Raw genomic sequence first — 21,777 nt, forward strand, 5'->3', positions numbered from 1 at the left:
GTTTATCTGCCGACTTGAGCCTTCAAGTCGGCACTAAAGTAAAGGCGCTAAAGTAAAAAGCACTAAAGTAAAGGATGCATGATGTCGGATCACACTGTTGCAGAGAATGAACAAGATCTTGCCGCCGTTGCCGAAGGCGGCGCCTACCAAGTTATTCGCGCTCGCCTTAACCAGCAAGGCAACGAGCTAGAGCAAAAAACCCAAAAACTCAATCAAGCCAGACTGAAAGAGTTTGGCCGCGAAGACATGCACGTACTTGGCCGAGTTCGCGTGCGCACTGAAAACAACTGCCAAGCCCGCGACATCGTCTGCGCGGGAGATTATTTACTGTTTGGCTACAATGTTTTTATCGGTCTCAAACAAGAAATTAAAATATCCGACGTCTTTGGTCTCTATAAGCTCAACCACACCGACGCCGGCTATGAAATGCACCATGAGCCGATCGCTGGAAGCTTTTTAGACAACCCCAGATTTGACCAAGACTTCACCGAGCTTTACACCTATTACAAAGAAGCTCGCCTACTTAGACTCACCATTCGCGATGGTAAGCTGCTGGCCAGTTTTCAGATTGGCCTAAAAATGTCGGATGTCAGGGTGTTTCGCTGGAGCATCAGTAGCGATGGTAAAACCCTAGAATACATAGACAACCGCGGCGAGCGCGACCTCGTGCCGCCGGCCCAATACGATTTTGAATGGCAAGAATGTAGCCGTGAAAACGAAGTGGCGGGACGTTTCCCCCACATGAATATTTTAGACACCTTGTTTGTAGAAACCACCCAAGGTGATCTGACCGTCAAGATAGAAAACAATACCGACTCAGGCCTAGGCATCTACGCCGAAGACGTTGAAGACGACAACCAATCCCTTGATGATGCGCGCTTTTTATATGCCGAAGTGGGCTCGCTGATCCTATTAAAGATACTGCCTTATCGCGAAGAAAAGTGGCGCTACTTGGTCTTTAACCGCAACACTGAAACCGTGGTGCGCATTGACCATATTGGCCACGCCTGTCGCCAGTTGCCTGAAAATCACGGCATCATCTTCCCCGGCGGTTATTACCTGCAAAATGGCGATTACAAAACCTTTGATGATGATATTACCGGCCTTGAATATCGCCAAACCATCAAGAGCCCTAATGGCGAAGACGTGTTGTATGTGTTTTATGAGCCAATCGAAGGCAAAGTCGGCCTTTATGCCTATAACCTGATCAACAAAAGCTTAGAAAACCCCTTGTTTGGTCACGGCTACGCCGCCCTAAATGATGGCCGCGTGGTGCTGTTTTATGCCGAAGGTGAGCCGACTCGCGTACACCCCATGCAAATTTGGCAAACGCCATTTTGCTCCGACGAGTACGCCAGCGCCCAGCCAACTAAACAGAGCTTTTACGGCAAAATCGGCAACGCCGAACTCGTACGCGGCATCTCGGAATTATTTAGCACAGTTAAAGCCATCAACAACCAAACCGTTTCCACTAAGCTCTACAGCGAGTTGATTAAAAACGTCAACCGCATGTTTGATAGCTATCATTGGATGGCGGCACAACAAGTCGATGGTATCGAAAGCCTGCTGCGTCAAATTGCGGCCACGGCAGAGCTCGTGCTTGATGAGTTTGAAAAAGTTGAAACCATTCGCCAGCAAGCGCGCCAAGCCTTGCAACAAGCGCAGCAGCAACAAAGCAAGATATTATCTGAGATCACCCCTGATTCGTGGCAGACACCGGAAAAGTTTGTTGGCGGCCTTGATGCCATACGCAAACAAAAAGGCCACTTGCTGACCATCAAAACCATGCGTTACATGGAAGCCGAGCCATTAGCGCAAATGGGGCAAAAGCTGGAGCAAGCCGAGGCTAGCCTGAGCCAAAAAACCGTGGAGTTTTTGGCCAAAGAATCTTCATTAGCGCCCTATAACGATAAGCTAGCCAGCTTAAATACCGAGCTTGAAAAAGTGGTGTCGGTGGCCGAACTAGAGCCCGTTGCCGAGCAGCTTGAGCAAATGGCGGCCGGACTGGATTTACTGTCCGAGCTGATGGCAACCTTAAAGGTCAATGATGCCACGGTACGCACCCGCATCATCGATACCATTTCGGAGATTTATGGCCGCTTAAACCAAACCAAGGCCAATGCGAAACATAAAAAGCAAAGCCTTGGCAGCGCCGAATCCCTAGCGCAGTTTTCTGCGCAATTTAAGCTGTTCAGCCAAAGTATTACCAATGCCTTGGGTCTGGCCAATACACCCGAAAAAGCCGATGAACAACTATCGCGCCTGTTGGTGCAGCTTGAAGAGTTAGAGAGTCAATTTAGCGAGCAGGAAGAATTTCTCACGGATATTCTGACCAAACGTGAAGAAGTCATAGAAAGCTTTGAAAGCCATCGCCAACGTATGGTCGAAGCGCGCCAACGCAAGGCTAGCACGTTAAAAGACGCGGCCGAGCGGATCTTAGCCAGCATTGCCCGCCGGGTGCAAAAGTTCACAGAACTAGAGCAGCTCAATACCTTTTTCGCTTCCGATGCCCTCGCCCTTAAAATTTACGATCTAGTGGCGCAGCTGCGCGAGATTGACGATTCGGTCAAAGCCGATGACATCGAAGCCAAATTTAAAAACAGCAAAGACCAAGCCATTCGCTCGCTGCGTGATAAAAGCGAAATCTTTGAAGACGGCGGCAACGTTATCAAACTGGGGCCACGCCATAAGTTTACCGTGAACACCCAAGAGCTGGATCTCACCTTACTGCCTAAAGGTGATGAGCTAGTGTTCCACTTAACCGGTACCGACTACTTTGATGTTGCCAGTGACGCCGAGCTAAATCGTCTGCAAGATTACTGGACCCAAGAAATTGAATCAGAAACCAAGCAGGTTTATCGCGCCGAGTACTTGGTTAAACAAATACTGGATAGCGCCGAACGAAATGAAGCAGGTTTAAGCACAGAGCAGCTAAGATTAGCACAAACGGATCCAGCCCAATTAAACCAATTGGTCCGCGATTTTGCCGCGCCGCGCTACAAAGAAGGCTACGAACGCGGTATTCATGATCACGATGCCAGCTTGATTTTAAGTCAGCTGTTACCGGCTCTAAGTCAAGCCGATGTGCTCAGGTTTCCGCCATTAAGCCGTGGATTTAGCGCCATTTTTTGGGCTAACTGCCAACAAGATACGCCGATGCAAACTTGGCCAGAGCGGGCCAAATCGGCATTGCGTATGGAAGCCATCTTTAACTCAAGTGACGCGAAGCATTTACTTGAGCAAGAAATTAAACAAGCGCAGCAAGCCTTTGCCAAAGCCAATGAACTGCCCTTGGATAACACCGCCATTGATCTTAGCGCCCGCTATTTAGTGCAAGAGCTAGCCAAGGAGCCAGTGGTATTTGCCACCAGTAAATACGCCGACCATCTGGCGCAAGAGCTCAGACGCGCCATGGACACAGAGTCTTGGAATTCCTACCAGCATAGTTTAGAAAAACTCAAAGGTAAGATAGGTCAGCGCTGGGCCCTAACTCAAGCTTGGCTGCAAGCCTTAGTCAGTAATAAAGCCATGGCAAAATGGCAAGCCTACATTCCAGAAGCCGTGGCCTTGATTAACGGTGAAGGCCGCCTTAGCCGCCGCGTCCATGAAGTCGAGCTAGAGTTTCAGGTAGAGGGCTTAATGGGCCAGCATAGCCGGATAAAAGATCGTAAGCTTGATCTTTCTTTAGATGACTTTTTGCAGCGCCTTGAACATCACCAACAAGCCGTATTACCCGGCTACAACGAGTTCTTAAGTGTTCGTAATCAGGTCACTCAAAAGCAAAAAACACAGCTGCGCTTAAGCGAGTTTAAGCCTAGGCCGCTGTCGTCTTTTGTACGAAATAAGTTAATCAATGATGCGTATTTGCCCATCATAGGTGATAACTTGGCCAAACAAATGGGTACAGTGGGCGAAAGTAAGCGAACCGATTTGATGGGCTTGCTCATGCTTATCTCCCCACCGGGCTATGGTAAAACCACCTTGATGGAATACATCGCCAGCCGGTTGGGCTTGATTTTTATGAAAATCAACTGTCCCTCTATCGGTCATGTGGTGGACTCGCTCGATCCCGCGCAGGCGCCCAACGCCACCGCCAAAGCCGAGTTAATTAAACTCAACCTAGGCTTAGAAATGGGTAACAACGTGATGCTGTATCTCGATGATATTCAGCACACTAACCCTGAATTTTTACAAAAATTCATTTCTTTGTGTGATGGCACGAGGCGCATCGAAGGTATCTGGCAAGGCCAGCCAAAAACCTATGATCTGCGCGGTAAAAAGTTCTGCGTGATCATGGCGGGTAACCCTTACACCGAATCCGGTGAAGCATTTCAAATCCCCGACATGCTGGCCAACCGCGCCGACATATACAACCTAGGTGATATTTTAGGTGGCATGGATGAGGCCTTTGCCTTGAGTTACCTTGAAAATGGCATGACCTCCAACCCCGTACTGGCGCCACTGGCGACGCGTTCACAGCAAGATTTCTATAAGCTGGTTGAGCTGGCCAAAGGCAATCAAGTGGATAGCAGCGAATTAGAGCACGGCTACAGCGGCGCCGAGCTGAATGAAATCACTGGCGTGTTGGCCAAGTTACTGCAAATTCAACAAGTGGTACTGGCCGTCAACCAAAGCTATATTGCCTCGGCGGCCCAAGCCGATAAGTATCGCACCGAGCCGCCCTTTAAGCTGCAAGGCAGTTATCGCAACATGAACAAGATGGCCGAAAAAGTCTCTTCGGTCATGAATGATGACGAGCTGATGCAACTCATTGAAGATCATTACCTAGGTGAAGCGCAAATGTTGGCCGCGAGCGCCGAGGAAAACTTACTCAAATTGGCCGAGCTGCGCGGTAACATGACACCAGAGCAAGCTCAGCGCTGGCAACAAATCAAAGATGATTATGTTAAGCATCAGACATTGGGTGGCGACAGTGATGTTACCCTCAAGGCCGTGTCGCAATTGTTAGATATGAATGCCAACCTGAACAGTATTAACGATACCTTAAGCCAAACCCGTTATCGCTTTAAACGTTCCACCACAGAAACGGGTAAAACTCAGGTCAGCATCAGCAAAAAGCCAAAGCATGTGAAGGAATAAATCATGGACCAACAACATATAGAGCAAGTATTGCTGGCTAGTCTTGAAGACAACAAGCTCGATCGGGATGAAAAACATGCCCTTGCCGAGTTAACTCAAAGCTTGCAAACCCAACCCGATAACATCAGCTTTATTCGCAATAAAGCCTTTGCTTTGCTATTGGCCAGCCATGACTTTAATGAGGAGCAGTTTCGTGCCATTAAATGGCTGGAAAACGTGGTCAAAACCTTAGATAAAAACAGCCAGCAACCTAGCATCGTCGCCGATGCGTGCTTTAGCCCGGGCACAGATTGTTTAAATCGGATCGAGAGTTTGTGCCAACAAGCTAGGCGCAGTATCGATATCTGTGTGTTTACGATTTCGTGTAACGAAATCACCGATGCGATATTGCAAGCCCACCAGCGCGGCATCACGGTGCGCATTATTTCTGATAATGATAAGCGTAATGACAAGGGCTCTGACGTCTATCGCTTAAGCGACGCAGGCATTCCTGTGGTGGTGGATAAGACCGACCATCATATGCACCACAAGTTTGCCCTGTTTGACCAAAAAGTGTTGCTCAACGGCAGCTTTAACTGGACCCGTAGCGCGTCTAAATACAATCAAGAGAACATCGCGACCACCGACAATCCTAAATTGGTTGCCGCCTTTAGCCGAGAGTTTGACCGCCTTTGGCATAAATTAGGTTAGTTCCCGTCTAGGCCAGTTGCTCTGCACTGGCCTAATCAAACCTGCCCCACAAACATAAACAATAATTAAGTATGCCCTGTCGCGATAAGTTGCTATGTTAACCCGCTTACTCAAGCGTACATTCAGTTGGACTTCACTGAGTTCAAACTTTAATCGTTAGCCACTTTACTTTTAGCGCACGCATTGCAGAATGAGCAAGGTGCTTGCTTGGCAAAAAGCTGTTTCAGGGAAATTTATGCTAGACCGGAGTTGTCGAAATCTCATCCGCTATTATCGAGCTTGTTACCAAGCCGACAATCGAGATTTAACTCTATTTAATGTTTATCACCGTGATTGTGAGTACACTCGCTTTATGCAAGGGCGAGAAACCCTGATCAGCAATGATATTCCTCGCCTGCCCTTAGCAAAAAGCTATGGCGAAACCCTGTATCAAGCGCAAAACACCTACCAAAGAGAAAAGACCTTACTTTATTGCAGCTTTTTTTTGCTCGGTAAGTTACCTTCGAGTTACCCCGGAAAACGCAAGGTGTGCGCACCGCTACTCTATTATCATGCTCAAGTCAGCATAGATAACAATGAGTACTATCTCAGCATAGATAAAAGTAAGCCCATCGTTAACTGGCCCTTATTGCGCTGGGCGTTAGCGGAAGGCAAACAGCCAAATGAGCCGGAGTTTATCACTCAGGGCATCACCGAACTTGATGTGGCTAAACTGAGCCACTGGCTGAGTTCAATGAGCGATAAGATAAATTGCCTTGAATTATATCATTACCCCAATTTGACCAGTGAAGATGACATTGAGGCTAAACAGCATCAGGAAGGCGAATTTAACCTCGTCTCGGCTTCTGCGATCACCTTAGTCAAATACTCACTGGCTTCGCGGGGGATCTTACACGATCTCAAGGCGATGGCGGTCTCTTCCTACCTGCCACAATCGGTCAATATGCTACTCACGGGAGCACAACAAGCCACATCATACCCTCGCCAATCATCAACCAGCGCACCCTCAACAGGGCGAGAATACCTCAGTGGTTTAACCGCAGCCGATCCCGATAATATTCCCGCATTACTCAGCCATGCCCAACGCCAAGCCTTGATCAATGCAGCACGTTTTCCTGTTAGCCAAATTGTTGGGCCACCGGGCACGGGCAAATCCTATACCATTGCCTGTTTAGCCCTAGAGCGCTATCTACAAGGTGAGTCGGTATTGGTGGTGGGACAAAACAATGAAAGCGTAAACATTGTTGGCGACAAAATAGAGGCCATGCTGGGCCAACAAGATTTTGTCGTACGAGTGGGTGATGCCAGTTATCACAAAAAATTAAAGCGCTATTTAAAAGACCTGCTCAGTGGCTACCTGACCCAACAAGAAAACCGAGCTAAGCAACATGGCAGTGAAAGCCTACTCAAGCAAAAACAAAAGATGCAGCGCCTCGAGAAGCAATTTGCCAAACGCTGTCAAAAAGCCATTCGTTACGGCATGCACACCTGGAAAGCGCAGCAACATGACTCGCTATGGAACCGCTTTAATGCATGGCGTGCAAAACGAGCCACCCTCAAACAAGATATTTTGTTTGACGTATTTGCCGAGATAACCAAACAACAGCGTATTCGACACCTGGCCCTAGGCCATTATATTAGCCAAAGCCGTCGGCGACGCTTGCACCATGTGCTCAATCACCACCGCGCGCAATTGAATCGATTTCGCGAAGCAATCAACGCCACCAATTCAAGTGAGCAAGCCAGCCGATTTGACACCATTGATTACCCCATTCTACTCAAGGCGATGCCGGTGTGGCTGGGCACCTTAGGTGACTTGCATCGAAGCTTGCCATTAAAAGCGGAATTGTTTGATTTGGTCATCATCGACGAAGCCAGCCAATGTGATATTGCCAGTACCTTGCCGGCCGTGTTTAGAGCTAAGCATGTCGTCATCGTAGGCGATGATAAGCAACTTAGGTTTATTTCGTTTTTATCTAAGGACAAGCAAGGGAAATTGCAATCGCGCTATGATTTATCAAACCAAACGGGTGAGTTCGATTATCGTAATGTCAGTGTGTTAGACCTAGCTAACCGTCATATCAAGCAGCAACAGGCGATTGTTGTATTAGATGAACACTTTCGCAGCAAAAGTGCATTGATTGATTTTAGTAACCGTAAGTTTTACCACCAGCAGCTCAAAGTGATGCGCCATAAACCGGGCAATAACACGGACTATCCTTTATCGATAGTGCCTTGCCAAGGACAATATAAAAATGGCAAAAACCAACAAGAAGCGCTAGATGTCATGGCGTTTTTGCAGACCAAGCTACATCAACAGAGCGCCATGGGTTTACACTCCAGTATCGGCATTCTATCGCCTTTTCGTGAACAGACCATGCTGTTGCAAAAGCTATTACCTCGGTATGCCACGCCCGACCAAATCAATCATCATCGCATAAAAATTGAAACCCCTTATGGTTTCCAAGGCGAAGAGCGCGACATCATACTACTGAGTATGTGTGTGGATGAACAAAGCAGCGGCCATCAATTTCGATATATCAATCGCCCTGATGTGTTTAACGTTGCGGTGACGCGCGCACGCGACGAACAATATGTTTTTTTATCAAGTCGGCCGCACCGTTTACCTTCACAATCGCTGTTATTTGAATACATCCACAGTATCGAACGGAATCATCAATACGCGTTAGATGAAAACAACGATTTTGATGCCTTTCAGGCCGAAGTATCCCGATTGTTGACCTTAAATGGCATTAACACATGGAAAAACTACCCCATAGCAGGGGCAGAGCTTGATTTAATGTGCGAGTATGGAGATAAAACCTTAGCCATCGACTTGATTGGCTACCCAGGCGAATCTCAGGACTACTACCACCTCAGCCGCTACCAAATTTTTCAACGTGCTGGCCTAACCTTATATCCCCTGACCTATACTCGCTGGGTTAACCAAAAACACCGAGTATTAAAACAAATAATCCAACTATTGGGGGCCAGCGAAACGGGCTTGACCAGTCAGGAAAACAGCATTTACTGATCGCCTTGTAATAAATCGGGTGATAAAGACACCGAGCCTGACTCCGTGCTCACTAGCACTTCCCCATCTTGAACGGACACTTGCACATCCATGGTTTTTTGAAACAACTGGGCTAGCGCTTGCGTTTGCTCATAGGCAAGGTTGTATACCGTCAGCTTAGGCAATTTAGCGAGTTGCTTTTGGTTTTGTTGCCACCAAATATCTGCACTGCCGCCGCCATAACTGTAAAGCACGACTTGTTTAGATCTGGCGCAAGCTTTTTTCAAACGCTTCTCTTCTGGTGTGCCCAGTTCCACCCATAATTCAATGTCATCCGTTAAAGATTTAGCCCATAACTCAGGCTCATCATCGGCACATAGGCCTTTAGTAAACGTGAGGTTATCCCTTGCCTGCAGGGCAAAGGCTAACAATCTAACCATCAAACGCTGGGCATTTTCCGAAGGATGCTGAGCCAAGGTTAAATTGTAATCTTGGTATAAATGCGTGTCCATGTTGGCAAGTTGTAACCTTGCCTTGATAATCGTTGCGCCTATTGCCATTTATCATTCCTTTTCGCCACGTCCAATGCGGCGTTCTGTTTAAGCTAAGCCAGACTAAGTTAAGCTGACACTAACTTCCTAAAATTTTTAACGGTAGACCTAGCATGGCATCGCCAGTGCCAGCTAAGTGCCAAATAATCGCGACAAAGCTTGCCACTGTGGCCACATACCAGATTAAAGAAACCCATTGAGCGTAACGGTTAAGGGGTAATAAATGGCTTTGATGGCGCATTTTCCATTCCATTAATATCTCAATCGATCCGATTAAGAGTAAAAAGCCTAACAAGGCGAGGCCAAAATGATAGCTGACCCAAACACCTAGCCCAGCGCCTACCACACAAGCGATCAAGCCAGTTACGCTATTCATTGAGAAACTGATGCTTTTTAAAATATGACCGCCATCTAAGGGCAACACAGGCAGCAAATTAAATAAATTTAGCAGCGCATTAAAGGCTGCTAATCCAGCAAAAAAGAGGTTGCCCGTTAACCAATAAGCCAGGAGGCAAGCCAGCGACATGAGCAAGCCAAAAAACGGTCCCATAATCGAGATCACCACATCTTGCCATCGCGTGTTGATTTTTTCATCGCTGAGAGCCAAACCACCCAAAAAAGGAATTAAATATATGCCTTTGGTTTTCATGCCAAAATACTTCATCGCGCGAATGTGGCCGTATTCGTGAAACACTAAACAGGCTAGCAAAGCCAATGCAAACTGAAAGGAAAATAACCAAGAATAAGCAGCAAGGCTAGCGCCAGCAAATGCCACTTTGATCATCTTGGCGCTTTTGAACAGTTTAAACCCTAAGGACAATAAGCCTAGGGTACTCCATTTCTTTTCTGCGACGATCGGCTGGCTCGGCTGCTGCTTTTCTATGTCCTTTTCATTGCGTTCACCTTGGGCTTTGATCATGCCATTACTGGTTAAGCAATAAATTAACTTAAATGGCTGCCAACTTAAGTTAACTTCTAGCTCTACGACTAAGGCGTTGTCGTCTTGGTCGTTAAGTTCAAATCGATGAGTTTGTAAGGCTCTTTCATTTACCTGCTGTTGTAATGAAGACACCAGCTGCCCTTGCCAATACAGTTTTTGCTCACCATTGGTCGATGCTTCTAACCGCAAAGGTTGCTCAAAAAGGGTTAAATTCAGTAATTCCAAAACGGGCGTTCTCATTGTGACTTAAGATAATTGGCCAGCATTATGCCTAGTGAGTAAGGAATCGCAATGATTTGCCTGTCGATTAGTCAATTTATCTCACCCTTTAGCAATCGGGGCAAAAAAATATTTAGCTCACAGTGATGTGTTTTTGACTAAACTAGCAATAAGGTTTTTATCAACAACGCGAAATGGAGTATCCATTGCTAGCAGCGCTATTTTATACCAGTGCAGGGATTTGTTTATTTGCTGCTATATTCAGTGGCTTTGTCGCACTCTTGAAAGACAAGTCAAACATATTTCTCAACTTCTCATGCATTTGCTTATGTATTGCTGGCTACCAAATCTTTTCACTGCACTATTTTCAAGCCGATCAACTCTCCCCAGCCATTGAGCTGTTGCGTTGGCAAGTGTTCTGCGTCTTGTTCATGACCCCTTCCTTTTATGCTTTTATTGCTGCCTACACAGGCGCTAAAAAGCAGCGCGCTTTGTTGCTGGCAATCGGCATTATTTGCTGCTTTTTCGCCTACTTAAACTTTACCCAGCCACTTACTATTCGCTTCAGTCAGGTCACGGAATTAATCCAAGTTCCCCTGCCTTGGCCTGGGCATATATCCATTATTAAAGGAGAGCTGGCCCTGTGGGGCAAGTTCATACACGGCTTATATTGGTTGTTACTTTGCTGGGTGGGCTATCGCAGCTGGCGCCTTTATCAAAAAAAGGAACTCAGGGTCGCCATTTTTTTTAGTGTCTACCTAGCGATTCAAATCGTCACTGTGATGGTGGGATTAATGATTGACATTGGCATGGTGCATTTTTTCTATGTGACCGGTTTTTCCTTTGTCATTTTGATCATGTTAATGTGTTTTAGCCTAGCCATTGACTTTAAGAACACCAATCACCGCATTTTAGCGCAAACCATTAAGCTGACGACGGAACGACGCCAGCGCCTAATGGCACAGAAAAATCTCAATATGATGGCCCAAGTGGTGGATCAGTCCCCCTCTGCCATGATGATCTTAGATCTCAGCGGCCGAGTGATAGAAACTAATCAAGCGTGCGATGACTTTTGGCAACGCTCCTTGGTATTAGAAAAAGTCAATTTTCTTGATTTCTTATGCCTACTCTACCCCACTAAAAGTCATCTGATCAAAGAGATCAGTCAACAAGAAAAAATACAATTACCCCCGATTTACATGAATGAAGTGTCGACCCCCTATTTTGCCGCCAGTCGAAAAAAATCCATTCTAACGTTTAGGCTATTTATTACTCGGGAATACAATCAGGCTAAGCAAATCGTGGTGTCATGCTCCGATGTCACCTCTTCGCAACAGCAAATGCAGGCGATACGTCATATTGCCAGTGGGGTGACGACTGGCGAAGGAGGCCATGTTTACCATGATTTGATCACTAACCTAGTGAAGCTGTTTAAAGCCAAGTATGGTTTCATTGGGTTTATTCAGCCTCAGGATCCACAAGTGATTCGTACCTGCTCCGTTGTGGGGGCGGGCAAAATCATGGGGAACTTCACTTATTCTCTGGTGCATTCGCCTTGTACTCACTTAACTAAAACGAACATCTGCCACTTTCCACAGCATGCAAAAAAACTATTCCCGCAAGATGACTTAATCAGCAAGATGGACGTTGAGAGTTATATCTGCACAAAAATTGTTGATGAAGAGGGACAAACCAAAGGCTACATTGTGCTGATGCACACCGAGCCACTCCATGATGATGCTCAATTACGAGATATTTTAGATATCTTCTCCACGCGTGCAGGTACGGAGATGCAACGTAATGAAGCACAAAATAAAATCAGAAAAATGGCGTATGAAGACTACCTTACTCACTTACCTAATCGCGCCCTGCTTCTTGAGCATTTAACAGAACAAATCACTCAACATAAATCAAATCAAACTCTGGGATTGATGGTGGTGATGGATCTTGACCACTTTAAATCCATTAATGATGTGCTGGGGCATGATATCGGTGACAACATTTTACGTTGCATCGCTAAGTTGCTATCCGAACACTGCCTTCACGACTTTTTCATCGCGCGACAAGGTGGCGACGAATTTGCGTTAATCAGCCGTAAACCTTGTTTGCATCTAGCCCAATTGACCGAAGCCATGTTCAAGTTAGAAAAGCTCCTCAATCAGCCGTTACAAGTGGGCGAGCACAAAATAGATTTGGGCGCCAGCTTTGGTGTGTGCCAGTTTCCTACTACCAATGAAAGTGCGCTGGATGTCATCCGGCATGCAGAGCTGGCCTTATACAAAGCCAAAAGCAGCGGCAGGGGAAGATATAAGATCTATGAACACAGCCTAGAGACGATTGCTCAAGAACGCATGGAAATGCAACAGGCACTGAAACACGCGATTGCCAATGAGGAGCTCTCACTTTACTTTCAGCCACAACTCGACAGCCAAGGCCAACTATTTGGCACAGAAGTGTTATTACGCTGGTTTTCACCTCGGTTTGGTTTTGTTTCACCAGCAAAATTTATCCCATTGGCGGAAGAAACGGGTTTGATACACAAAATCGGCGAATGGGTATTTACGAGTGCATTGAGTAGTTTGCGCCAGTGGCAAACCAACTCGATTCCGTTTCAGGGGCATTTATCTGTTAATGTGTCTGCTTGGCAATTTGCCCTGCCCCATTTTGCCGAAGACGTCATAAACAAGGTAAAAGCACAAGAAATCTCACCTCATAACTTAATGCTAGAAGTGACAGAAACCGGGCTGCTTGTCGATATCCCTGACACCATACAAAAGCTCTCATTAATCCGTCAATTTGGTATTGAAATCGCCCTCGACGACTTTGGCACGGGCTACTCTTCCATGGCTTACTTAAAAGAGCTCCCCTTGGATCTCCTTAAAATAGATAAGACATTTATTGACGAACTGGCCCAACACGATCACTCCCCCATCACGGAGTCCATTATTTCTATCGGTAAGAATATGCAATTAAAAGTCATTGCAGAAGGCGTAGAAACCCTTGATCAAGCCAAGCGCCTCGCTGATTTGGGCTGTCACATATATCAAGGTTATTATTTTGCTAAGCCTATGCCAGAACAAGACTTCATTGCTTGGCTGTTTAAACACGGCGAGAAACAGTTACAAGCCAACTCAACGCCTCAGCACCTCAATCGAGCTTAGTAAGATACAAGTGTTGACATCAACATGGATTAACGGCTAAATTTATGATTCTTTCATCAAGGATTGTGTCATGCTGTTATCGCGTTTACACAAAATTTGGATTTCATGCTTAGTCATCGCCAGCTTGGCCATGTCTGGCGTGGTTTCTGCCTCGATGATGTCCATGCCAACCATGATGATGGCATCTGCCACCATGACAACAAACGATTCTCACCATAGCAATGCTGCAAGTGGCTATGCTGAGAGTAAAGTGGATTGTCATAGTTCAGCCTCAGCTCAAGATCACGTAACACAGTCCCCAAGCAAAAATAAGAGTCAATCACATTGTGACAAGCTGATGGCCAGTGATTGCTGTCCAGCGGTTTGCGTCAGTCTTGGCCTGCTATCGCCAACCACACAACTAATGGCTCGCCAGCCACATCGCAGTAAATTACCAAGCGAAGCCAGCGTAACTGTTATTGCCCGCGCTTCATCTTTATATCGCCCTCCGATTAGCTAATTCCAATACTCCTTTTTCCGCGGCGATAAGCTGCGCGTAAATCGAGTCAAAAATCTATACCCCTGTTGAGCTTGGTTATTTTAAGAATTCCAGCTTGATTTAACGTATGTTTTTAATGATTGGAAAATACCGTGAAAACAAAACTATCCCTTATAGCGCTCGCGATTTTTGCTAGCTCAGGGTTGCTATCGCCTACATGGGCAAATTCAGCGGCCAAGACGCAAACAAGTGAGAGTCGCAGCGAGGCTAATATTAGCCTTAACCAGCTGATTGAGTTTGCCCTTAACCGCGATGCCACACGTGAGCAATTACTCACTCAATCCATGGCCCTTAGAGAAACCGGCGTGGCCAGCGCCAGTTTGATGGATCCCAAGATGAAAGTTGGCATTGGTGGCTTACCTACCGACAGCTTTCGCTTTGATGATGATCCCATGACGAATGTCTCGATTGGCTTTATGCAGCAATTTAGTCGCGGTGATACCTTGGCATTGCAACAGCAAAAATTTAATCAACAAGCCGATGGTGTCGAACGTCAACTTGGCGCGCGTGAATTAGAAGTCGCCAATAGCATCACTAAGTTATGGCTTGAGCTAGGCTATCAACAACAAGCCGCCGAGATCCTCAACCAAAATCGCAGCCTAATGCTAGAAATGGTTGGTTTTATCAACACCAACTACGCCATCGGCAAAGGCGAAAGCCAAGACCTATTACAAGCACAATTACAAGTCAGCCAACTAGATGAGAAATTACAAGCGAACCACCAAATGCAGCGCCGTATTATGGCGCAGTTATCACAGTGGTTAGGGCTTGAATGGCTTAAAGATGAACGCCCATTTGTCGCCAGCCATTCATTAAGCTGGCAACAACTAGAGCGCCAACTCAAGCAAGTAGGTCAAGGCGATGACTTCTACCCCTTGTTACAACATCATCCATTGGTGCAAATGAGCAATAGCAATATTGCCGGCAACGAAACCCAAGTCGCCATTGCCAATGAAGCCTATAAACCGGAATTTGGCGTTGAGGTGATGTATGCCAATCGCCAAGCCAATGGCATGGGTGGCAAGCCGGCTTCAGACTTAGTGAGTGCTTACCTAACCATCGACATTCCACTGTTTACCGGTAACCGCCAAGACCGCAATTACGCTGCGGCGCAATATCAACTTGGCGCCGCCAAATTGCAGCGCGATCAACTATTGCGACAAATGAACGCTGAGGTCCACGCCCTATTGGTTGACAAACACAACCTCACTGAGCGCATAGCCTTATACCAAGACACCTTAATCAAGCAAGCCAAAGCCACAACTAAAGCGGTAGAGCGCGGCTATGAAAACAACACCGCACAATTTAACGACGTTATCGCCGCCCTGCGCGCTGAGTTGACCCTAAGCCTAGAGCAAACCCGTTTGATCACCGATCTCAATATCAGTCAGAGCAATTTAGCCGCCTTATTACAGGGTTTTGAATACCAAGTAGCGCTACCAGAAATAGCAAAACCTAACGCCAGAATGAAGTGAGAGTAGATAGAATGAAGACCTTCAGTATTGCCACCATCACCTTACTTGTCGGCGCAGCCCTTGGCTATGTCGCCAGCGATGTGGGCCAGCCTTTGATGAATCAATTACTCGGTGCACCAGCGCATCAAGACCACCAGCAGGCTGGGGCCGCTGCTAACGAGCCACTTTATTGGGTGGCGCCAATGGATCCCAATTACAAACGCGACAAACCGGGCAAATCCCCCATGGGCATGGATTTAGTTCCCGTTTATGCTGAAGATCTCGCGGGAAGTAATGATGCCCCTGGCACAGTCACCATCAGCCCTGCGGTTGAAAATAACCTAGGCGTGAAAACCGCCGCCGCAAAAATGGTGCCCCTTAGTCCACAAATTGAAACCGTAGGCTACATCGCCTTTGATGAAAGTCGTTTGTGGCAGACCAATGTGCGCGTCAGTGGCTGGGTTGAAAAGCTCTATATCAATGCCATTGGTGAGCGAGTACAGCGCGGTGATGTGCTCTTTACCTTGTACTCACCCGAGCTAGTCAAAGCGCAAGAAGAGCTACTCAACGCTTATCGCACCCAGCGCAGTGGTTTAATTAAGGGCGCCACCGAGCGTTTAGTGACCTTAGGTGTTGATAGAGCGCAAATCAAACAAATCGTACGCAGCGGGAAAGCGCTGCAAAATATCCAAGTTAAAGCCTTAGATAGCGGTATTATCGCCAGCCTTAACATTCGCGAAGGCGGCTATTTATCGCCCGCGCAAGCCGTGATCAGCGGCGGCCCCATTGATGAAGTTTGGGTCGATGCCGAAGTTTTTGAGCGCCAAGCCCATTGGGTGAGTGCTGGCAGCCAAGCCGTGATGACCCTAGATGCTATTCCCGGCCAAACTTGGCAAGGTGAAGTGGACTATGTTTACCCGATTTTAGATGCTAAAACCCGCACCTTAAGAATGCGTTTAAAGTTCGACAATCCAGATTTTGCCTTAAAACCAAATATGTTTGCCAACATCACCTTGCAGCCAAAAACCCAGCAAGCCGTGTTGACCATCCCTCGCTCTGCGGTGATCCGCTCCGGTGATATGACCCGCGTGGTGCTGGCCTTAGGACAAGGAAAATTTCGCTCGGCGCGCATTGAAGTCGGCCGCGAGGCAGGCGAACAAATCGAAGTGTTAGCCGGCCTAAACGAGCAGGATCTGGTTGTTACCTCGGCGCACTTCTTACTGGACTCAGAATCCAGCCAAAGTGCGGACTTGTCACGCATTAATGGTGTCGACGCCGCAGCCAAACGGGTATGGGCCAAAGGCGAAATTACTCAGGTGATGGCAGGCCACAACATGCTCACCATCAATCACCAACCCGTTAAGGAGTGGGATTGGCCGGGCATGATCATGGATTTTAGCGTGATAGAATCCCTTGATTTAGCTGATGCCCAAATCGGTCAAGGAATCGAATTTGAAATGCAAAAAACCGCCGCGGGCGGCTATGAAATTACCGACTTTAAACTCAGCGAAAGCAGTGCACCAAGCCAAGTTTGGGTAGAAGGCAAGATCACCATGCTGATGGCAGACTTTGGCATGATCACCCTAGCACACCAAGCTGTCTCAGAGCTTGGCTGGGAAGCCGGTGAAATGAATTTCAGTGTAGATGACAAGGTTGACTTAACTCAGCTCAGTGAAGGTCAAGCCGTGCGATTTTTACTGCAAAAAGAGGGTAGCGAATTTCGCTTAATCCAGGTCGTGGATAACGGGAGCGAGTCATGATCCCAAGTATTATTCGCTGGTCTATTCATAATCGTTTTTTAGTCTTGGTTGCCACCGTCTTTTTGGTGTTAGGTGGTTTGTATAGCGTTAAAAATACCCCGGTTGATGCCCTGCCCGATCTTTCCGATGTGCAGGTCATCATCAAAACCAGCTATCCGGGACAAGCGCCGCAAGTCGTTGAGGACCAAGTGACTTATCCCCTCACCACCGCCATGTTGGCAGTGCCGGGCGCAGAAACGGTACGCGGCTATTCGTTTTTTGGTGATTCCTATGTTTACATCATTTTTAACGATGACACCGACATGTACTGGGCGCGTTCACGTGTGCTGGAATATTTAAGCCAAGTTGCGCCAAAATTGCCGGCCAGTGCCAAGCCCACGCTGGGCCCTGACGCGACCGGTGTGGGTTGGATTTTTAGCTATGTATTGCAGGATAAAACCGGCCAACACGATCTGGCTGAGCTGCGCAGCTTGCAGGATTGGTTTTTAAAGTACGAACTGCAAACCGTTGATGGCGTATCGGAAATCGCCACCGTGGGCGGCATGGTCAAGCAGTACCAAGTGCAAATCGACCCTGCTAAGTTACGCGCCTACAACTTGACCTTACAACAGGTCAATATGGCGATTCAAAACGGCAACCAAGAAAGCGGGGCTTCGGTGATTGAAGTGGCCGAAGCCGAGCATATGGTGCGCACCACGGGATACTTATCGAGTATTAAAGATATCCAATCGCTCCCGCTTAAGGTTACCGATAAAGGTACGCCGTTATTACTGGGCGATATTGCCGATATTAGCTTAGGGCCACAAATGCGCCGCGGTATTTCCGAGCTAAACGGTGAAGGCGAAGCGGTTGGCGGCGTGGTGGTGATGCGCTTTGGCGAGAATGCCAGCGAGGTCATTGCTAAGGTCAAAACCAAACTCAGTGAGTTGCAACTAGGCTTACCGGAAGGGGTCGAGATAGTGACCACTTACGATCGCTCAACCTTGATCAACGCCGCAGTCGATAACCTTTGGACCAAACTCGCCGAAGAATTTATCGTGGTGGCCATCGTTTGTGCGCTATTTTTATTCCATATTCGCTCATCCTTAGTGATCGCATTAAGTTTGCCTGTGGGCATCTTATCGGCTTTTATCATCATGCATTGGCAAGGTATTAACGCCAATATCATGTCGCTGGGGGGGATCGCCATTGCTATCGGCGCCATGGTTGATGGCGCAATTGTGATGATAGAAAACGTGCACAAACACATAGAGCGCACGCCGCTGACCGATAAAAACCGCTGGCAAGTGATTTCTAAAGCCGCCGAGGAAGTGGGCGCGCCGCTGTTTTTCTCATTGCTGATCATTACCTTAAGCTTTTTACCTGTGTTTGCCTTAGAAGGCCAAGAGGGCAAGATGTTCTCGCCACTGGCCTTTACCAAAACCTATGCCATGGCGGCGGCGGCCGGTTTAGCCATCACCTTAGTGCCTGTGCTAATGGGCTACTTTATTCGCGGTAAAATTTTGCCTGAGCACAAAAACCCAGTGAACAAAGGCTTAGTCGGCATGTATCGCCCTTTGCTAAAACTCAGCCTGCGTTTTCCTAAATCCATGATCTTACTTGCTCTTATCCTGATGGGCTCGGCTTACTACCCGATGTCTAAACTAGGCGGCGAGTTTATTCCGCCCCTTGATGAAGGCGACTTAATGTACATGCCGACCACCTTTCCCGGTGTGTCCATCGGTAAGGCCCGCGAGCTATTACAACAGACCAATAAGCTGATCAAAACACTGCCCGAGGTAGAAACGGTTTGGGGCAAGGTGGGGCGCGCGGAATCGGCTACCGACCCTGCGCCTTTGACCATGATAGAAACCGTGATCCAATTGAAACCCAAGGATCAATGGCGTGAAGGCATGACATCGGAAAAACTGCGTAAGGAGTTAGATCAGCTGATCCAATTTCCAGGTTTAACCAATGCTTGGGTGATGCCAATCAAAACCCGCATCGACATGCTGGCCACGGGGATAAAAACCCCTATCGGCATTAAGGTTGCGGGCCCCGATCTAAAACAAATCGAGCGCATTGGCGCCGCCCTTGAGCCCATCTTAAATCAACTGGATGGCACCGCATCGGTTTATGCCGAGCGGGTGGCAGGCGGGCGCTACGTGACCATAGATATTAAACGCCACCACGCGGCGCGTTATGGCCTTAATATCAATGAAGTTCAGCAAGTTATCTCCACGGCGGTGGGCGGTATGAACGTCAGCGAAACCGTTGAGGGTCTGCAGCGCTACCCTATCAATGTACGTTATCCGCAAGATTACCGTGACTCTGTGGTCAAATTGCAGAACTTACCCTTGGTAACCCCCAATGGCGCCCGTATCGCTCTGGCCGATGTGGCCGATATTCGCTACGAAGACGGCCCTCCTATGATTAAGACCGAAAATGCACGCCCTAATGGCTGGGTATTTGTCGATATCGAAGGACGCGATCTTGGCTCTTACGTGGCCGAGGCAAAACAAGCCGTGGCCGAGCAGCTGGATTTGCCAGCGGGCTACTCCTTGGCTTGGTCTGGGCAATATGAGTACATGGAGCGCGCCAAGGCACGTCTGAGTATCGTCACGCCGATCACCCTAGCCATTATTATGCTGCTGCTTTACTTAAGTTTTCGCCGCGTGGGTGAAGTGTTGATCATCATGGCAACCCTGCCACTGGCGATGGTGGGAGGTCTGTGGTTAATGCACTACTTAGGTTACAACTTCTCTATTGCGGTTGGGGTTGGCTTTATTGCCTTAGCCGGGGTCGCCGTTGAAATTGGTGTGATCATGCTGGTGTATTTAAACCAAGCTTGGCACTACAAAAAGCTGGATGCCAAAGAGCGCGAACAAGCACTGAACGCCGCTGATTTGGCCAGCGCTATCGAACAAGGTGCCGGCCTGCGGGTGCGCCCCGTGATGATGACGGTGCTCACGGTGATCATTGGCCTGATCCCGATTATGTACGGCACAGGAACCGGCTCGGAAGTGATGCAACGCATCGCCGCGCCGATGATTGGCGGTATGGCCTCGGCATTAATGCTGACCTTATTGGTTTTACCCGCCATTTTCCAGCTTTGGAAAAGCAGAGAAATACAGCTAAACCCACTGACAGATAAATAAAGTAACTGATTTAACAAGAGGAAATGAATATGAAAAAGTCACTAATAGCCCTAAGCCTAGCCCTAGTTGTTAACGCCAGTTGGGCTGCTGAAAAAATGGATCATAGCAACATGGATCACGGCGACATGGACCACAGCAGCATGAATCATGGTGAAATGGACCACGGCGATATGGACCATAGCAAGATGGATCATTCAAACATGGATGCCGATACCATGGCAGCCATGCCGGGGATGACAGATGTGGGCATGCCTGCACCAGGCGCTAAGCCCGATAAGGTCGTTCATGTGATCTTAAGTGATGATATGAAAATCACCTTTAAACAAGAAGGCACCATCAAGCCCAATGACGTCGTACAATTTGTGGTGATGAATACAGGAAAAATCGACCATGAATTTGCCATTGGCTCTGCCAAAGAAATGCAAGAACATCGCGAAATGATGAAAACCATGCCGCATCATGCTCACGATGCGACTAACTTGGTTAAGGTTGAACCCGGTAAAGCTAAACAGTTACTTTGGCATTTTCATGGCGAACCAAATGTAGAGTTTGCCTGCAATATCGATGGCCATAGTGAAGCGGGCATGGTGAAAAAGGTCACCTTACAATAAGCCAAGATGGCAGAGCGCCATTATTTAACGACAAATTAAAGTGCGCTCTGCATTAGCCAACAAGGAATCAAGATGAAACAGCTGCTTGTGTTAGCCATGCTATTACTGCTTAGCAATCCCAGTTATGCCGATAAAGATTTATACCTTAAGGCGGGCGGTTATGGCTGCGCCGCTTGCCACGGTAAATATGCTCATGGGGGGAACAATGTGGGCGGTAATATCCGCGGCGCAGATTTAGCCAAGCTAAATGATGCCCTTGCTAATGAGCCAACCATGCAGCTACTTGGCCCGACACTGGATGAGCAGCAACGCGCATCCTTGGTGCAATACTTGGCCGAGCTAGATCAATACCAATTGATCGAATGGCAACTCAAAGATGGCTCAAACACAGTCACGGCCACATTTACTCAAGACCGGCCGCTGCAATTGGTTATCTTTAATAGTACCTTACAAGCCGTCAGCTTAGATTTAACGCCCATAGGGCAAAGCGCAAGCCTAACTATTACCCCTTACGACACCCAAAGTGTTGAGTTACAAGCCAATCAGCCCAGCTATACTTTGACCATTAATCAGCAAAAACTTGTTTTAAAAAAGCAATAAGAG

General features: G+C 47.6%; 12 protein-coding genes. 10 read left to right on the forward strand and 2 right to left on the reverse strand.

Features of this window, described 5'->3' with window-relative positions; all coding sequences use genetic code 11:
- Positions 1-81 precede the first annotated feature (81 nt).
- The 3 genes from K6Y21_RS07415 (at position 82) to K6Y21_RS07425 (ending at position 8,824) form a co-directional block, all read left to right on the forward strand.
- Complete coding sequence (locus K6Y21_RS07415; protein WP_233071155.1) at positions 82-5,100, forward strand: DNA repair ATPase; 5,019 nt, start codon at positions 82-84, stop codon at positions 5,098-5,100.
- Positions 5,101-5,103: 3 nt separating this feature from the next.
- The gene (locus K6Y21_RS07420) at positions 5,104-5,790 is read left to right on the forward strand and encodes a phospholipase D-like domain-containing protein (protein ID WP_233071156.1); all 687 of its coding nucleotides are present in this window, start codon (positions 5,104-5,106) and stop codon (positions 5,788-5,790) included.
- A 235-nt stretch (positions 5,791-6,025) separates the two neighbouring features.
- Positions 6,026-8,824 (forward strand): DEAD/DEAH box helicase, encoded by a 2,799-nt coding sequence (locus K6Y21_RS07425; RefSeq protein ID WP_233071157.1) that lies wholly within the window; start codon positions 6,026-6,028, stop codon positions 8,822-8,824.
- On the opposite strand, the gene K6Y21_RS07430 is transcribed toward K6Y21_RS07425, so the two are convergent.
- Positions 8,818-9,363 carry a YaeQ family protein gene (locus tag K6Y21_RS07430; protein WP_233071158.1) on the reverse strand — a complete coding sequence of 182 codons (546 nt, stop codon included), beginning with the start codon at positions 9,361-9,363 and terminating at the stop codon, positions 8,818-8,820. The genes K6Y21_RS07425 and K6Y21_RS07430 overlap by 7 nt on opposite strands.
- A gap of 70 nt (positions 9,364-9,433) precedes the next feature.
- Positions 9,434-10,519, reverse strand: coding sequence for a site-2 protease family protein (locus K6Y21_RS07435; protein WP_432757982.1), 1,086 nt, complete (start codon positions 10,517-10,519; stop codon positions 9,434-9,436).
- A gap of 200 nt (positions 10,520-10,719) precedes the next feature.
- On the opposite strand from K6Y21_RS07435, the gene K6Y21_RS07440 reads away from it, so the two are divergent.
- From K6Y21_RS07440 to K6Y21_RS07470, 7 genes are all read left to right on the forward strand, one after another.
- Entirely contained in the window at positions 10,720-13,674 is a 2,955-nt protein-coding gene (locus K6Y21_RS07440) for an EAL domain-containing protein (protein ID WP_233071160.1), read from the forward strand.
- Between the two features lie 70 nt (positions 13,675-13,744).
- Positions 13,745-14,173 carry a hypothetical protein gene (locus K6Y21_RS07445; RefSeq protein WP_233071161.1) on the forward strand — a complete coding sequence of 143 codons (429 nt, stop codon included), beginning with the start codon at positions 13,745-13,747 and terminating at the stop codon, positions 14,171-14,173.
- Positions 14,174-14,304: 131 nt separating this feature from the next.
- Positions 14,305-15,687 carry a TolC family protein gene (locus K6Y21_RS07450; protein WP_233071162.1) on the forward strand — a complete coding sequence of 461 codons (1,383 nt, stop codon included), beginning with the start codon at positions 14,305-14,307 and terminating at the stop codon, positions 15,685-15,687.
- A gap of 11 nt (positions 15,688-15,698) precedes the next feature.
- Positions 15,699-17,426, forward strand: a complete 1,728-nt coding sequence (locus tag K6Y21_RS07455; protein ID WP_233071163.1) for an efflux RND transporter periplasmic adaptor subunit — start codon at positions 15,699-15,701, stop codon at positions 17,424-17,426.
- Entirely contained in the window at positions 17,423-20,563 is a 3,141-nt protein-coding gene (locus tag K6Y21_RS07460; RefSeq protein WP_233071164.1) for an efflux RND transporter permease subunit, read from the forward strand. The genes K6Y21_RS07455 and K6Y21_RS07460 overlap by 4 nt, the downstream gene beginning before the upstream one ends.
- Positions 20,564-20,592: 29 nt before the next feature.
- Positions 20,593-21,174, forward strand: coding sequence for a copper-resistant cuproprotein CopI (copI, locus tag K6Y21_RS07465; RefSeq protein WP_233071358.1), 582 nt, complete (start codon positions 20,593-20,595; stop codon positions 21,172-21,174).
- A gap of 72 nt (positions 21,175-21,246) precedes the next feature.
- A complete protein-coding gene (locus tag K6Y21_RS07470) occupies positions 21,247-21,774 on the forward strand; it encodes a c-type cytochrome (RefSeq protein WP_233071165.1) in 528 nt (175 codons plus the stop codon).
- The last annotated feature ends 3 nt before the right edge of the window (positions 21,775-21,777 follow it).

Source organism: Motilimonas eburnea, from assembly GCF_021295345.1.
In the GTDB taxonomy this organism is placed as follows: Bacteria; Pseudomonadota; Gammaproteobacteria; order Enterobacterales; family CBDFNC01; genus Motilimonas; species Motilimonas eburnea.